This is a genomic window from Comamonas faecalis (genome assembly GCF_039538025.1).
GTDB lineage: Bacteria > Pseudomonadota > Gammaproteobacteria > Burkholderiales > Burkholderiaceae_C > Comamonas_C > Comamonas_C faecalis.
Genome location: NZ_BAABBP010000017.1, coordinates 20,665 through 34,867 on the forward strand (window position 1 = coordinate 20,665; position 14,203 = coordinate 34,867).

Below are 14,203 nucleotides of genomic sequence, written 5' to 3' on the forward strand. Positions count from 1 at the left end.
CACCATGGCCCTGCTCGACGGCGCCGGCCTGCGGCGCATCCCCCCGATCCAGTGCCTGATCACCTTCGAGGCGCTGGCACGGCTGCGCAACGTCACGCAGACGGCCGACGAGCTGTGCGTGACGCCCAGCGCCGTCAGCCACCGCGTCAAGCAGCTCGAGCAGATGCTGGGCACGCGGCTGTTCGGGCGCAGCGACTTTTCGCTGACCACCGAGGGCAGCAACTACCTGGCGCAGGTGCGCGAAGGGCTGTCGGCGCTGCTGCGCCTGCCCGGCGCCGGAGCAGCGCCCGGGCGCAAGCGCCTGAAGATCGCGGTCACGCCGACGTTTGCGCGCGCCATCCTGATCCCGCGGCTGCGCCAGTTCACCGAGGCCTACCCCGAGATCGACCTAGCGCTGCATGTCTCCATCCCGCTGCTGGACGTCGTCGCCGAGGACGCCGACCTGGTCGTGCGCTACGGCCCGGGCCACTACGCCGACATGGAACACGTAGAGCTTGCGCGCGACACGCTGACGCCGCTGGCCTCGCCCGCCTTCGTGCGCGAGCACGGCCCGTTCGAGCGCCCCGACAGCCTGGAAGGCCTGACGCTCTTGCGCAGCCCGCTGGAGCCCTGGCGCACCTGGTTTGCCGCCGCCGGCCTGGACTGGGCCGAGCCCAGCGAAGGCTCGCAGTTCAACGACGTCGGCCTGATGTGCGACGCCGCCGCGGCCGGCATGGGTGTGGCGCCGGTGCGCCTGAAGCTGGCCGCGCCCTGGCTGGACCAGGGCACGCTGGTGCGCCTGTTCGACCTGGCCGTGCCCAGCCCCTACGCCCACTATCTGTGCTGGCACGGCGGCGCAATGGAGCGCTGGGAATGCGCCGCCTTTGCCCAGTGGCTGCAGGCGGCGATGAAGTGAGCGCGCCGCGACGGGCAGACGGCCGCGCCCCATCTGCTGGTGCACACTACATGCCATGAAATTTGCGCTCCGCCTCTCCCCTGCCTACACCCGCGCTCCCTGGCTTGCCGGCGCGCTGCTGGCCTCTGCCGCCGGCGCCTGCGCCGCCCAGGGCGCGCGCATCAGCGCCGTGACGCTCTACCCGGGCAGCGCCACCGTCGAGCGCGTGCAAAGCCTGGCCGCCGGCAGCACGCAGGCCGTGTTCGACTGCCTGCCCGCCGGGCTGGACGCGCGCAGCCTGCAGGTCGCGGCCGACACCGCGGCAACCGTGGTCGGCGACATCCGCGTGCGCGAGAGCGAGCGTGCGCTGGCCAGCGGCTGCGCCAGCGCCCAGCAGGCGCGGCTGGACGCACTGGACGAGCAGCTGGCCGCCGTCGGCGCCGAAATCGACGCGCTGCAGCTGGCGCAGACCTATCTGCACACCGTGGCCAATGGCGGCATTGCGCCCGCCCCTGCACCGGCCGGCGCCGCGCCCAAGACCGGTGCGACGGCCGCGCCGATTGCAGCCACCAGCACCACGCTGCAGCGCACCGCGCTCGACCAGCTGGTGCAGCTGCACCGCGCGCAGCAGCGCCAGCAAGCACTGCAACTGCAGCGCAAGGCGCTGGAGCAGCCGGGCGCGCCTGGCGGCGACCGGGTGAGCACCGTCACAGTGACGCTGGCCGCGCCGCAGGCCACGCAGCTGCGCCTGTCCTACCAGGTGCGCGGGCCCAGTTGGTCGCCCAGCTACCGCGCGCTGCTGGACAGCGACAGCGGCCGGCTGCAGTTGCAACGCCTGGCGCTGGTCGCGCAAAACACCGGCGAAGACTGGCAGGACGTGCAGCTGACGCTGTCGACCGGCCAGCCGCTGCGCGCAACGCAAGGGCCGCTGCCGCGCCCCTGGACGCTGGACGAGCGGCCCGAGCCGCCGCCCGAGGCTGTCGCCAAGCGCGCAATGGTCGCCGCCGCGCCGGCGCCGATGGCCATGGCGATGCGCGAGACCGCTGCCGACGACGCCCCGCCCGGCGTGCAGCAGGACATGGGGGCGCTGGCAACGACGTTTCGTATCAGCCAGCGCGTGAGCGTGCCTGTCGGCGGCGAGCGCCTGACGCTGACGCTGGCCAGCGAGCCGCTGCAGGCCCAGCTGCTGGTGCGCACCACGCCGATGCTGGACGCCAGCGCCTACCTGGTCGCGCAACTGCCGCAACTTGAGGGTGTGTGGCCGGCCGGCCCGGTGGCGCTGTACCGCGACGGCGCCTACGCCGGCCAGGGGCGGCTCGACCCCGGCAATGCCGCGCTGTGGCGCCAGGGCCTGTCGTTCGGCCGGGACGAGCGCGTGCAGGTCAGCACCGCGCCCGAGCGCAGCTTCAGCGCCGCCACCGGCCTGACCGACTCGGGCGTGGAGCGCACCATCGAGCGCAGCTGGCGCGTGGACAACCACCACGCGCGCGCGGTGCAGCTGCAGGTGCTGGACGCGGCGCCCGTCTCGCGCAACGCCAAGATTCGCGTGCAGTCGCAGTACGAGCCCGCCCCTGCCGACACCGCCTGGAACGAGCGCGCCGGCACCATCGCCTGGACACAGGAGCTGGCCGCCGGCGCCAGCGCGCAATTCAGCGCCCGCCACCAGCTGCGCTACGCGCGCGACCTGATGCTGCAGGAGCAGCGCTGATTTCAGAAGCCCGCCGCCATGCCCGCCACCGTCTTCACACCCCGCGACCTGCGCCGCTTCATGCTGGCCCACCCGGCGCACTGCATTGCGCTGGGCTTTGGCAGCGGTCTGCCACGCGTAGCACCTGGCACCTTTGGCACGCTGTGGGGGTGGCTGGCCTTTGTCATGCTGCAACTGTGGTTCACGCCGGCGCAGCTGGGCCTGGTCGTCGCGCTGTCGCTGCCGCTGGGCTGGTGGGCCTGCACAGTCACCGCGCGCGACATGGGCGTGGCCGACCCGGGTCACATCGTCTGGGACGAGATCGCCGCGATCTGGCTCATCCTGTGGCTGATCGCCCCCGCAGGCTGGCTGGCCCAGCTCGTCGCGTTCGCGCTGTTTCGCTACTTCGACGCCGCCAAGCCCGGGCCGGTGGCCTGGGCCGACGGGCTGTTCAAGGGCTTTGGCTGGAAGGGCGGCCTGGGCATCATGCTCGACGACCTGGTCGCCGCCGGGTGCACGCTGCTGGTGTTTGCGCTGTGGCGGTTTTTTGGAGGGTGAACACATGAGCCAGGCCACGAACCACCCGGACGGAGCGCAGCTTCAACCACTGCTGGAGAATCTGGCAAGCCGCCTGCTGGCACGCGGCCAGATGCTGGCCACCGCCGAGAGCTGCACCGGCGGAATGATTGCCGCCGCCTGCACCGAGCTGGCCGGCTCCAGCCAGTGGTTCGAGCGCGGCTTCGTCACCTACTCCAACGCCGCCAAGTCCGAGCTGCTGGACGTTCCCGCCGCGCTTATCGACACGCATGGCGCGGTGAGCGAGCCCGTCGCCCGCGCAATGGCCGAAGGCGCGCTGCGGCACAGCGCAGCGCAGGCGGCCGTGGCAGTCACCGGCATTGCCGGGCCCAGCGGCGGCACGCCCGGCAAACCCGTCGGCACCGTCTGGCTGGCCTGGCATGTGGACGGGCGCACGCACAGCCTGCTGCAGCACTTCGCCGGCGACCGCGCCGCGGTGCGCCAGGCCACGCTGCACTGCGCGCTGGAGCGGCTGGTGGCGCTGCTGTAGGCCACACCCGGTTCAGATCACCAGATCACGCCCCGCAGCACTTCTTGTATTTCTTGCCGCTGCCGCACGGGCAGGGGTCGTTGCGCCCGGGCTTGGCATCTTTGTAGATCGGGTCGACGCGCGGGCCCAGGCTGCGCCACAGCTCGCGCAGGTCATACACCGCCCAGATCGCCTCGCCAAACGCATCCAGCCTCTGGGCGCTGATGCCGTGCGGCGGCTCCTCGTCGTAGAGGTTGGCCACCGGCTCGCCCTCGTCGTCGTCGACCAGTGCCTCGACCAGGCCCAGCGCGTCGTCCAGCCAGCCGGCCTGCTCGCGGTCGCGCGGTGGTTGCCAGTCGTCCTCGAAGTCCTCTACCGCGCAGATGAAACCCAGCGCCCACAGCTGGCCCAGCGACGGGATCGGCTCGCCCTCGATGTCCTTGCGCTCGGCCTCGGGCAGGCGCGCGGCCAGCGTGCGCATGTCGATCACCTCGGGGTGAAAGGCCTGCTCGTCGTCCAGGTGCTCGGCCGGGCCGTCGAGTTGCTCGCGCACCTGCGCCATGCGCTGCATGCACAGCTGCACGAAGCGCCGCTGCTGCGCCAGGTCGGCGAACGGCGCGACCAGCGGCAGATCGGCGTCGTCGGCGGGCACCAACGGCGCGCCGTCTCCCACCAGCAGCGTCAGCCACTCATGCGTGGCTACCGGACGGCGCGTGCAGGCCAGCGCGGTCAGGAAGCCGTCGCAGAATTCCCACTGCGGCGTGTCTTCGTCGCGCTCGTGCAAATCGTTGAGGATGTTTTCGAGCTCGTCGAGCTCGGCGTCGCCCAGGGCCGGGGCGGTGGAGGAGTCCGTCATGGGAGGAAATCCTGAAAAAAGAGGGAAAGGCCGGCGCCAGCGCAGCGCCGGCCGGGCACATGTTTTATGGCGATCCAGTGTAGCGCCTGGGTGATACTCGGCCTCCATGCACGACCACCCCACCACGGTGCCCGACTACGCCCTGTTTCTGGCGCAGCAGCTGCCGCTGCAGCAGGCCAATATCGCGCCCTACCACCTGGCGGGCGAGCAGCTGTGGATCAAGCGCGCCGGGCCGCGCCACGGCATGGCGCCCTACCGCGCGCTGGGGGCGCTGGCCCGCGTGCTGCGCCTGCCGGTGCTGCGCCCGGTGCCCAACCTGGGCGGCACCGCCGCGATTGCCATCGAGGTGCGGCGCCTGCGTCAATTGCACGACGCGGGCCTGCGCGTGCCCACAGTACTGGCGGCGTGCGAGCAGGGGTTTGCAATGCGTCACCTGGCGCCCGATGGCCAGGGTACGCCGACGCTGGCCGACGTGATCGAGCAGGCCATCGGCGAGGGCGCGCAAGCAGTTCTCGCACAGTGGCAGCGCGGCCTGCAGCTGCTGGACGCGGTGCATGGCCGTGGTCAGTGCCTGAGCCAGGCGTTTGCCCGCAACATGGTGTGCTGCCCCGACGGGATGCTGGCCTGCATCGACTTCGAGGACGACCCGGCCGCCGCGCTGCCGCTGGCGCTGTGCCAGTTGCGCGACGCGCTGGCCTATGTGCATTCCACCGCGCTGTATCTGCACGAGGCGCGGGCATTTGCCGGCGCGCGCGCGCTGTGGCGCCAGTGGCTGGCACAGCCGCTGCGCGGGCCGGATTTTGACGCGGCGCTGGCGCAGACGCTGACGCGACTGCGCTGGCTGCGCCACCTGCCGGCCGACCGCCGCTGGGGCCGCGACACGCAGCGCCTGCGCGCGGCGCACGACCTGCTGCTGGGGCCAGCTACGTAGCCTGGAGCAGCACCAGCTGGCTTCCCGTCGCGACGCCCGCGGTGCGCAGCCGGTTTCTCAAGCGCAGCACCGCCTTGTCCTTGGACAGCAGCGCCGCCTGGTGGGCGACGGCCAGGTCGATGAATTTCTGGTCGTCGCCGTCCTTGCAGCGCATGGGCGCGGGCGGCGCGCCGGGCAGCAGCTCTACCCGTGCGCGCCAGGCCTGCAGCACCTGGGCATCCATCAGCGCGTGGCGCCGCAGCCAGGGCTGCAGCTGGGGGTAGCGCAGCACGCTGGCCAGCTCATCGTGCATGGCCTGGGTGGCAATCCAGTGCAGTCTTTCACCGGCCAGCAGCTGGAGCAGCGCGGCGCAGGCCGGGTCGGCAAACACCAGCAGGTCGAGCGCGATGTTGGTGTCGATAACGACTGGGCGCGGCGCGGCCTGCGCCGGCCACTGCAGCTCAGCGCGCATCGCCGTCGGGGATGCCCGGCGCCTGGGGCGCGTCGGCCGATGCAAGCGTGCGCGTGCGCATCGACCCGGCAACCAGGTCGAAGCGCAGCAGCCGGCATTCGATGGGGCCGTTGAACAGCGGCACGCGCCGCGAGGCCTTCAGCCGCATCTTGCCCGGCAGCTGCTGGTCGGGCGTGAGCATCCAGGCCTGCCAGCCGCTGTAGTGGCGCTTCCAGTGCGCGGCCAGCTGCACGAAGAAGTCGCCGCCGTCCTCGGTCTGCGCGCTCTCGCGGCCAGTGCGCTGCACCGCGTCCATGCGCTCGCGCGCGCTGCGCCCGCTGCTGCCGGCGGCGGCAATGCGCTCGCCATACGGCGGGTTGAGCAGCAGCACGCCCGGCTGCGGGCTCGGCGGCATGCGCTGCAGCGCGTCGCCGCCGCGCAGCTGCAGCGCGTGGGCGACGCCTGCGCGCTCGGCGTTGCGCTGGGCAAAGTCGACCATGCGGTGGGCAATGTCGCTGCCGAACACCGGCGCCGCCGGCGCGCAGACGCCCTGCTCGGCCTCGTCCTTCAGCGCGCTCCAGACATGGGGCTGGAACGGCAGCAGCTTCTCGAAACCGAAGCGCCGCAGGCTGCCCGGCGCAATGCGGCAGGCGATCTGCGCGGCCTCGATGGCCAGCGTGCCGCTGCCGCAGCAGGGGTCGTACAGCGGCAGGGGGGCGCCCCCGTGCGGATCCCAGCCGCAGGCGGCAATCATCGCCGCGGCCAGCGTCTCCTTGAGCGGCGCGTCGCCCTTGTCCTCGCGCCAGCCGCGCTTGAACAGCGGCTCGCCCGAGGTGTCGATGGACAGCGTGGCGGTGGACGCGGTCAGATGCAGGTGAATGCGCACATCGGGCCAGCGGGTCTCGACGTCGGGGCGCACGCCGGCCTTGGCGCGGAAGCGGTCGGCCACCGCGTCCTTGACGCGCAGCGCCGCGAAGTTGAGGCTTTGGAGCGGGCTGTGCTGCGCCGTGACGTCGATCTTGAAGCTCTGGCGCGGCGTGAACCAGATCTCCCAGGCAACGGCCGCGGCCAGCGCGTAGATGTCGTCCTCGTGGCGGTAAGGCTGCTCGGCGAGCTGCACCAGCACGCGCTGCGCCAGGCGGCTGTGCAGATTGAGCTGCAGCGCCTGGCGCCAGCTGGCGTTCAAGAGCACGCCGCCGCGCCCGACCATCAGGTCGTGGCCGGACAGGCCAGTGATGGCGTGCGCCTCGTCGGCCAGAAAGCCCTCGACGCCACCGGCGCAGGGCAAGAAAAGTGTCAATGCATTCATAGGCGCGCCAAGCATACGCGAGCCGCCGCGGCCCGTGCACCCAAACCGGCCGCGCCGCGCGTGCCGTCCGCGCAACACGGCACGTGCAAATACCCACCGCAAACCCCGTTGTTCTCCGGAACACCCGGGGCGTTGTTGTATAACATTGTGAAACATTTGCCACATTGGCACACAATCGATCGGAGACCAGGTGATGTTCCACACCCTTCGCGCCCGCCTCATCGGCGTCAGCGTTGCCATTGCCGCGCTGGCGCTGGTCGCGCTGTCGCTGCTCGTCTACACCATGGTGCGCTCGGACATGCAGCACGAGCTCGACGCGCGCATCGGCAGCCTGACCCACCAATACGCCGACGAGCTGACGCAGTGGGTGCAGGACAAACAACAGATCACGCACTCGGTTCGCGTCGCGCTGGGCCAGGACGATCCGCTGCCGTTGCTGCAGGCGGCCGAGCTGGCGGGGCTGGATCTGGCCTACTTCGTGCGCGCCGACAAGAGCCACGGCTTCACCAAGCCGCGCCCCGAGGGCTACGACGGCACCCAGCGCGGCTGGTACAAGCAGGCAGCGGCCGAGGGCAAGCCGGGCATCACGCCGGTCTATGCCGACTCGGCCACCGGTCGCCTGGTGGTCAGCCTGATCGAGCCGGTCATCGAGGGCGGCAAGACCGTGGCCGTCGTCGCATCGGACGTCGAGCTGTCCACCGTCGTGAAGAAAGTCACCAGTATCCAGGCGACGGACAAGAGCTTTGCCTTCCTGCTCGACGGCGCGAGCGGCAACATCCTGGCGCACGCCGACGAGGCGCTCACGCTCAAGCCGGTCAGCGAGCTGGACAAGGCACTCAGCCCCGAGCTGCTGCAGCGGCTCGGAGGCCAGAACACGCACGCCCTCGTCAACATCGACGGCCGGCCGCAGCTGCTGTATGCGGCCCCGGTGCAGGGCACGCCCTGGGTTCTGGCCGTGGCCGCCGACCAGGCCGACGCGCTGGCCGCCCTCACCCGCCTGGGCCAGGCTGCGGCCGCGGGCACGCTGGCCATCGTCGTGCTGGCCGCGCTGGTCATGGCCGCGGTGGTGCGTCAGCAGCTGCGCCGCCTCACGCTGGTGCGCGACGCGCTGTCCGACATCGCCAGCGGCGAGGGCGACCTGACGCGGCGCATGGACGCCAGCGGCCGCGACGAACTCTCGCAGATCAGCCAGGCGTTCAACCTGTTTGCCGACAAGATCGCCGGCGTGCTGCTGCGCATCCGCGAGGCGTCCGAGTCGGTGCGCGTGGCCACCAGCGAGATCGCCACCGGCAACCACGACCTGTCGGTGCGCACCGAGCAGCAGGCAAGCTCGCTGGAAGAGACCGCAGCAGCGATGGAGCAGCTCACCGCCACGGTGCAGCAGAACGCGGCCAATGCACGCCAGGCCAACGAGCTGGCGCACAGCGCCTCGCGCGTCTCGGGCGAGGAGGCGGCCGTGGTGCAGCAGGTGGTGCAGACCATGGGCGGCATCGAGTCGGCGTCGCGCAAGATCGTCGACATCATCCAGGTGATCGACTCGATCGCGTTCCAGACCAACATCCTCGCGCTGAACGCGGCGGTGGAGGCCGCGCGCGCCGGCGAGCAGGGCCGGGGCTTCGCGGTCGTCGCCAGCGAGGTGCGCACGCTGGCGCAGCGCAGCGCCAGCGCGGCCAAGGAGATCAAGGCGCTGATCGACGACTCGGTCGCGCAGGTCAGCGCCGGCAGCCGCCTGGTGCAGCAGGCCGGCGCGATGATGGAGCAGGTCGAGCAGGGCATTCGCAACGTCAGCGCCGTCGTCAACGAAATCAGCAGCGCCAGCCAGGAGCAGAGCACCGGCATTGCCGAGGTGGGCACGGCAATCTCTCAGATGGACCAGACGACGCAGCAGAACGCCGCGCTGGTCGAGCAGGCCACAGCGGCGGCGCAGTCGCTGCAGCAGCAGGCGCACGAGCTTGCCGCGGTGGTCAGCGGCTTCAAGCTGCCGCAGGGCGACGCGATGCGCCAGTTGACCCTATAAGAACCTGTTCATAATCTTTTGAGCAAGAGAGCCAGGAATGCCAAGTGGACAAACTGCAAGCTGGTGTTGAGAGCCGCCTGCAGTTCTTCCACAGCCACCTGTTTTTCTCCAACCACGCAAAGCTACGTTCGACGACCCAGCGCTTGGGCATGACCTTGAACGTGTGCAGTTCGCTTCGCTTGGCGATCTGCACCGTGACGTGCTCGCCCAAAATCTCTTGCACGCCTTGCGCGAAAGGCTGGCCCACGTAGCCGCTGTCGCACAGCACGCCATGGAGCGAGCACTTCAGTGCTCCGCCGCATCGGAGGCGCTCTGCGGCGCGCGGGGCGGGACTAGGCCGGGCAGTCGGCTGCGCCAGACCTCCGGGGCGCAGCCAAAGCGCGCAGTGAACCAGCGCGTGAATGCGCTGTGGCTGCTGTAGCCGAGCATGACGGCAATCTCCCCGACGCTGTAGCGCGGGTTACCCACGTAGCGCCGCGCAAGGTCGTAGCGCACTTGGCCCAGCAGGTCGGTGAAGCTCAGGCCCTCGCCGTCGAGCTCGCGCTGCAGGGTTCGCACGCTGCGCCCCAGCGCCTGGGCGACGCTGGCGCAGGTGGCATTGCCCAGGGGCAGCATGAGGTAGATGGCCTTGCGCGCCTGCTGTCCGATGGTGGCCTCGCGCCCCATCGGCGCCGTATCGACCACCGTTTTCGCGTAGCGCACCAGCACTGGGTCGGAAAGGGGGTTGGGCTCATCGAGGTCGGCCGCCCGGCACACGATGCCGTTGAACTCGGCATCGAACTCGACGCGGCAGCGAAACAGCCGGCGATGTACGCTCGCATCGACCGGCGCTGAATGGCTGAAGCACACGCTCAGAGGCCGCCAGCGCTCGCCCAGCAGTACCTCGCACATGCGAAACAGCACGCCAATCGCCAGCTCGATGGGCTGGCGCATGTGCAGGGGGGTCACGAAATCCTCGCGCAGGATCACCACCCCGCCCGTCTCCTCCATGTGGATCACCAGCGCCTCATTGAGCTGGTGCACGTGCGCGATCAGCGTGGTCAGCACATGGCGCAAGGTAGGCTGGTGCAACAGCAACAAGCTGAGCACGCCAAAATTGGAGGGCTGGCGAAACTGCGCCATCTGCAGGCCAAAAGACTCGCACCCCGTGCTCCGGGCCGCATCTTCCAGCAAACGCGAGACCAGGGCGGCGTCGATCAGCTGATCCTGCTCCTGGATCTGCGCCAGCCGCAGCCCCACCTGGCGCAGGGCCTGGTCGGGGTCGCCCCCAAGCTTGCTCATGACCTCGGCAAAGTGATTCAACGCCGCCGCTCGTACCAGGGTGACCATTGCATGCTCCCTTTTGATTCGAATCAACATTCTGGCATCAAGTGCAAAATCCGTGGCGCGAAATGCACAACACTCGTGCGCCGCATTTCCTACAGTCGAAGCGCGCACAACGATAGCGCATACAACGACAAACAGGAGACAACAATGCGTATTGAGCCTATAACTTGCGCCATCGGCGCAGAACTCACGGGAATCAGCCTGGCGGACGCGGCGCACGACGACGCACTGTTCGCCGAGATCAAGGCGGCCCTGCTGCGGCACAAGGTGCTATTCCTTCGCGACCAGGACATCAGCCGCGCCGACCACGTCGCCTTCGCGCGCCGCTTCGGCGAGCTCGAAGACCACCCCGTGGCCGGCAGCGACCCCGACCACCCGGGCCTGGTGCGCATCTACAAGTCGCCCGACCAGCCCAACGACCGCTACGAAAACTCCTGGCACGCCGACGGCACCTGGCGCGAGGCGCCCTCCTACGGTGCGGTGCTGCGCTGCGTGGAATGCCCCCCCGTAGGCGGCGACACCATGTGGGCCAACATGGCGCTGGCCTATGAAAAGCTGCCCCAGGACGTCAAGAACCTGATTGCCCCGCTGCGCGCGCGCCACAGCATCGAATGCACCTTCGGCGCGGCCATGCCCATCGAGAAGCGCCACGCCCTCAAGGCCCAACACCCCGACGCCGAGCACCCCGTGGTGTGCACCCACCCGGAGACGGGCGAGAAGGTGTTGTTCGTCAACGGCTTTACCACGCATTTCACCAACTTCCACACGGCGGCCAACGTGCGCGTGGGCCAGGACTTCACGCGCGGCAGCTCCGACCTGCTGCAGTACCTGATCAGCCAGGCCGCCATTCCCGAATACCAGGTGCGCTGGCGCTGGAAGCCCGGCAGCGTGGCTATCTGGGACAACCGCTGCACCCAGCACTACGCGGTCATGGACTACCCGCCCTGCCACCGCAAGATGGAACGCGCCGGAATCATCGGCACGCCCGTGCACTAAGACCGCACTCTTTTTCTCGTTGACAGACAGCTTTCCGCGCCCCACGGGCGCGGGCTGAGGGCTGTTTTTCTCAAAACCCCCCTCTCTCTCACGGAGCCTCTCATGAACTTCCTCGACGGCCACCTGTTCCCCGAAAACCAGCAGCCCCTGATCATCACCGCCGCGCCCTACGCACCGTCCTACCTGCCCTCGGACTTCCCCGGGGAGATCGCGGTGACCATGGAGGAGCAGATCCAGATGGCTGTGGACTGCTACAACGCCGGCGCCACCGTGCTGCACCTGCACGTGCGCGAGCTCGACGGCAAGGGCAGCAAGCGCCTGTCCAAGTTCAACGAGCTCATCGCCGGTGTGCGCTCGCGCGTGCCGGAGATGATCATCCAGGTCGGCGGCTCCATCAGCTTCGCCCCCGAGACCGACGGCGCCGCCGCCAAGTGGCTGTCCGACGACACGCGCCACATGCTCGCCGAGCTCGACCCCAAGCCCGACCAGGTGACGGTCACCGTCAACACCGCGCAGATGAACTTCCTGGAGCAGTTCGACCAGCGCGACTGGCAGGGCAGCTCGCTTGAAGACCCCGTGGTCTACAACGCCTACAAGGAAATGACTGTGCCCGCGCAGCCCGGCTGGGTCGAGGAGCACATCCGCCGCCTGACGGCCGCGGGCATCCAAAGCGAGTTCCAGTGCTACAACCAGAACAGCTTCGAGTCGGTGGAGCGCCTGATGCGCCGCGGCATCTACAAAGGCCCGCTGGTGTGCAACTGGGTGGCCATCGGCGGCGGCATGGATTCGCCCAACATCTACACCCTGGCCAACTTCGTGCGCGGCGTGCCCGACGGCGCCGTGCTCACCGTGGAGAGTTCGGTGCTCAACACACTGCCCGTAAACACGATGGGCATTGCCATGGGCCTGCACGTGCGCTGCGGCACCGAGGACAACCTGTGGAACCAGACGCGCACCGAGAAGATCGGCACCGTCAAGCAGATCGAGCAGCTGGTGCGCATCTCCCTTGAGCTGAGCCGCCCCATCGCCACGGCGAAGCAGGCGCGCGAGATCTGCCGCATCGGCACCTTCTACGACACCGTCGAGGAAACCCTGGCCGCCAACGGCTTCGCACCCAACGCGCCCGGCCGCCAACAGGGCTTTCTGCGCAAGGTGGCCTGACCCATGCGCCGCCGCATATCCGCCCTGACCGCCGCCGCGGCGCTGTTGTGCGCAAGCAGCGCCATGGCCTTCGGCGACAAACCGGTCAAGTTCATCGTGCCCGCCCCCCCGGGCGGCACCATCGACACCTTCGCGCGCATCCTCAGCGACCAGCTCGCGCAGGAGATCCAGCAGCCCGTCATCGTGGAGAACCGCCCGGGCGCGGGCGGCTCGATTGCCGTCAAGCACATGCTGGCGCAGCCGGCGGACGGCAACACGCTGCTGGTGACGGTGACCAACATCCTGACCGAGGTGCCGCACGTGCTCAAGGTTGGCTTCGACCCCCTCCAGGATGTCAAGCCCGTGGCCCAGATGGCGCGCTCGGTGATGCTGTTCATCGCCTCGCCGCAATTCCCGGCCAAGGATGCCAGGGAGGCCCTCGCCTACGTGAAGGCCAACCCGGGCAAGATATCGTTTGCCTCCTACAGCCAGGGCACGGCCTCGCAATACGCGGGCGCCATTCTCAACAAGAAGGCGGGGCTCGACATGGAACATGTGGCGTTTCCAGGCTCTGCGCCCGCGCTGGCCCAGGTCATGGGCAACCAGATACCGCTGATGTTCGACGGCTCGGTCACCTCCAAGCCACTGATCGCCGCCGGCAAGGTCAAGCTGCTGGCCGTGGCCTACAAGAGCCGCCTGCCCGACTACCCCGACGTGCCGACCATGGCCGAACTGGGCTACCCGGAAATCGACTACAGCAACTGGGCCGGCGTCTTCGCATCCGCCAAAACGCCGCCTCCGCTGATGGAGAAGGTGTACGCCGCGATGACCAAGGTCAACGCCCTGCCCGCCGTGGCCAAGCGCTACGAAGGCACGGGTTTTGAACGGGTGGAGGAGTCGCGCACGCGGGCACAGCTCGAAGCGGATCTGCGCGCCGAGTTCGAGCGCAATGCCGACGTCGTCACAACCTTCAATATCCAGCTGAACTGACATGCCTGACATGCCACAAACGCCCACCATTCTCATCGTCCCCGGCCTGCGCGACCACGCCCCGGCCCACTGGCAGACCCTGCTGGCCGCGCAGCTGCCCAAGGTTCGCACCGTGGCGCCCATGGGCCGCACGGGCGCGGGGCTGAACCGCGCGGCGCGCGTGCAGGCCATCGAGCAGGCCGCCCAGGCCATCGACGGCCCGATCGTGATCGTGGCGCACAGCGGCGGTTGCCCCATGGTGGCGCACTGGGCCGCGCAGACGCAGCGCCCCGTCCACGGCGCGCTGCTGGCGACGCCCCCTGAACTCGACCTGCCCATGCCCGAGGGCTATCCCCCGCTGCAGGCGCTGAGCGACGGCGGCTGGCTGCCCGTGCCCTTGCAAACCCTGCCCTTTCCCAGCATCGTCGCGGCCAGCCGCAACGATCCGCTGGCGCGCTTTGCGCAGGTCGAGCAGATGGCGCGCGCCTGGGGCAGCCGCCTGGTGGACCTGGGTGAGGTGGGCCACCTCAACCCCGCGTCCGGCTATGGCGAATGGCCGCGCGCGCACGAGTTCATTGCCGAGCTGTCGGCCTGAAAATCTGTTCACGTCAAGGAGATAAACA

Annotated in this window: 14 protein-coding genes and 1 pseudogene; 10 read left to right on the forward strand and 5 right to left on the reverse strand. The window is 69.5% G+C overall.

Features of this window, described 5'->3' with window-relative positions:
• Nucleotides 1-4 precede the first annotated feature (4 nt).
• Genes ABD767_RS10530 through ABD767_RS10545 form a run of 4 tightly spaced genes read left to right on the forward strand, consistent with a single transcriptional unit; the run spans nucleotide 5 to nucleotide 3,627 of the window.
• On the forward strand, nucleotides 5-895 hold the full coding sequence (locus ABD767_RS10530; protein WP_344869620.1) for a LysR substrate-binding domain-containing protein: 891 nt from the start codon (nucleotides 5-7) through the stop codon (nucleotides 893-895).
• Between the two features lie 55 nt (nucleotides 896-950).
• Nucleotides 951-2,582, forward strand: a complete 1,632-nt coding sequence (locus ABD767_RS10535) for a DUF4139 domain-containing protein (protein ID WP_344869621.1) — start codon at nucleotides 951-953, stop codon at nucleotides 2,580-2,582.
• A gap of 18 nt (nucleotides 2,583-2,600) precedes the next feature.
• The gene (locus ABD767_RS10540; RefSeq protein WP_103045088.1) at nucleotides 2,601-3,119 is read left to right on the forward strand and encodes a phosphatidylglycerophosphatase A; all 519 of its coding nucleotides are present in this window, start codon (nucleotides 2,601-2,603) and stop codon (nucleotides 3,117-3,119) included.
• Between the two features lie 4 nt (nucleotides 3,120-3,123).
• Nucleotides 3,124-3,627 carry a CinA family protein gene (locus ABD767_RS10545; RefSeq protein ID WP_103045089.1) on the forward strand — a complete coding sequence of 168 codons (504 nt, stop codon included), beginning with the start codon at nucleotides 3,124-3,126 and terminating at the stop codon, nucleotides 3,625-3,627.
• 25 nt (nucleotides 3,628-3,652) lie between these two features.
• On the opposite strand, the gene ABD767_RS10550 is transcribed toward ABD767_RS10545, so the two are convergent.
• Complete coding sequence (locus ABD767_RS10550; RefSeq protein ID WP_103045090.1) at nucleotides 3,653-4,462, reverse strand: UPF0149 family protein; 810 nt, start codon at nucleotides 4,460-4,462, stop codon at nucleotides 3,653-3,655.
• 106 nt (nucleotides 4,463-4,568) lie between these two features.
• Here ABD767_RS10550 and ABD767_RS10555 point away from each other — a divergent pair, with 106 nt between their 5' ends.
• Complete coding sequence (locus ABD767_RS10555; protein ID WP_344869622.1) at nucleotides 4,569-5,393, forward strand: BUD32 family EKC/KEOPS complex subunit; 825 nt, start codon at nucleotides 4,569-4,571, stop codon at nucleotides 5,391-5,393.
• Here the strand turns inward: ABD767_RS10555 and ABD767_RS10560 are convergent.
• Both ABD767_RS10560 and ABD767_RS10565 read right to left on the reverse strand, forming a co-directional pair.
• Nucleotides 5,386-5,844 (reverse strand): putative toxin-antitoxin system toxin component, PIN family, encoded by a 459-nt coding sequence (locus ABD767_RS10560; protein ID WP_344869623.1) that lies wholly within the window; start codon nucleotides 5,842-5,844, stop codon nucleotides 5,386-5,388. The genes ABD767_RS10555 and ABD767_RS10560 overlap by 8 nt on opposite strands.
• Nucleotides 5,834-7,132, reverse strand: coding sequence for a THUMP domain-containing class I SAM-dependent RNA methyltransferase (locus tag ABD767_RS10565; RefSeq protein ID WP_344869624.1), 1,299 nt, complete (start codon nucleotides 7,130-7,132; stop codon nucleotides 5,834-5,836). The genes ABD767_RS10560 and ABD767_RS10565 overlap by 11 nt, the downstream gene beginning before the upstream one ends.
• A gap of 193 nt (nucleotides 7,133-7,325) precedes the next feature.
• Between ABD767_RS10565 and ABD767_RS10570 the strand changes: the two genes are divergently transcribed.
• Nucleotides 7,326-9,149, forward strand: coding sequence for a methyl-accepting chemotaxis protein (locus ABD767_RS10570; RefSeq protein ID WP_344869625.1), 1,824 nt, complete (start codon nucleotides 7,326-7,328; stop codon nucleotides 9,147-9,149).
• A gap of 8 nt (nucleotides 9,150-9,157) precedes the next feature.
• On the opposite strand, the pseudogene ABD767_RS10575 reads toward ABD767_RS10570, so the two are convergent.
• A pseudogene (locus tag ABD767_RS10575) lies at nucleotides 9,158-9,417 on the reverse strand (transposase); the annotation flags it as partial.
• Nucleotides 9,418-9,434: 17 nt separating this feature from the next.
• Nucleotides 9,435-10,478 (reverse strand): AraC family transcriptional regulator, encoded by a 1,044-nt coding sequence (locus ABD767_RS10580; protein ID WP_344869626.1) that lies wholly within the window; start codon nucleotides 10,476-10,478, stop codon nucleotides 9,435-9,437.
• 144 nt (nucleotides 10,479-10,622) lie between these two features.
• Here ABD767_RS10580 and ABD767_RS10585 point away from each other — a divergent pair, with 144 nt between their 5' ends.
• The 4 genes from ABD767_RS10585 to ABD767_RS10600 all read left to right on the forward strand — a co-directional run bounded on the left by ABD767_RS10585 (nucleotide 10,623) and on the right by ABD767_RS10600 (nucleotide 14,175).
• On the forward strand, nucleotides 10,623-11,471 hold the full coding sequence (locus ABD767_RS10585) for a TauD/TfdA dioxygenase family protein (protein ID WP_344869627.1): 849 nt from the start codon (nucleotides 10,623-10,625) through the stop codon (nucleotides 11,469-11,471).
• A 102-nt stretch (nucleotides 11,472-11,573) separates the two neighbouring features.
• Nucleotides 11,574-12,632, forward strand: coding sequence for a beta-keto acid cleavage family enzyme (locus ABD767_RS10590; protein WP_344869628.1), 1,059 nt, complete (start codon nucleotides 11,574-11,576; stop codon nucleotides 12,630-12,632).
• Between the two features lie 3 nt (nucleotides 12,633-12,635).
• Nucleotides 12,636-13,601: a Bug family tripartite tricarboxylate transporter substrate binding protein gene (locus ABD767_RS10595; RefSeq protein WP_425549913.1), complete on the forward strand. Its 966-nt coding sequence runs from the start codon at nucleotides 12,636-12,638 to the stop codon at nucleotides 13,599-13,601.
• A 10-nt stretch (nucleotides 13,602-13,611) separates the two neighbouring features.
• Nucleotides 13,612-14,175, forward strand: coding sequence for an RBBP9/YdeN family alpha/beta hydrolase (locus ABD767_RS10600; protein ID WP_344869629.1), 564 nt, complete (start codon nucleotides 13,612-13,614; stop codon nucleotides 14,173-14,175).
• The last annotated feature ends 28 nt before the right edge of the window (nucleotides 14,176-14,203 follow it).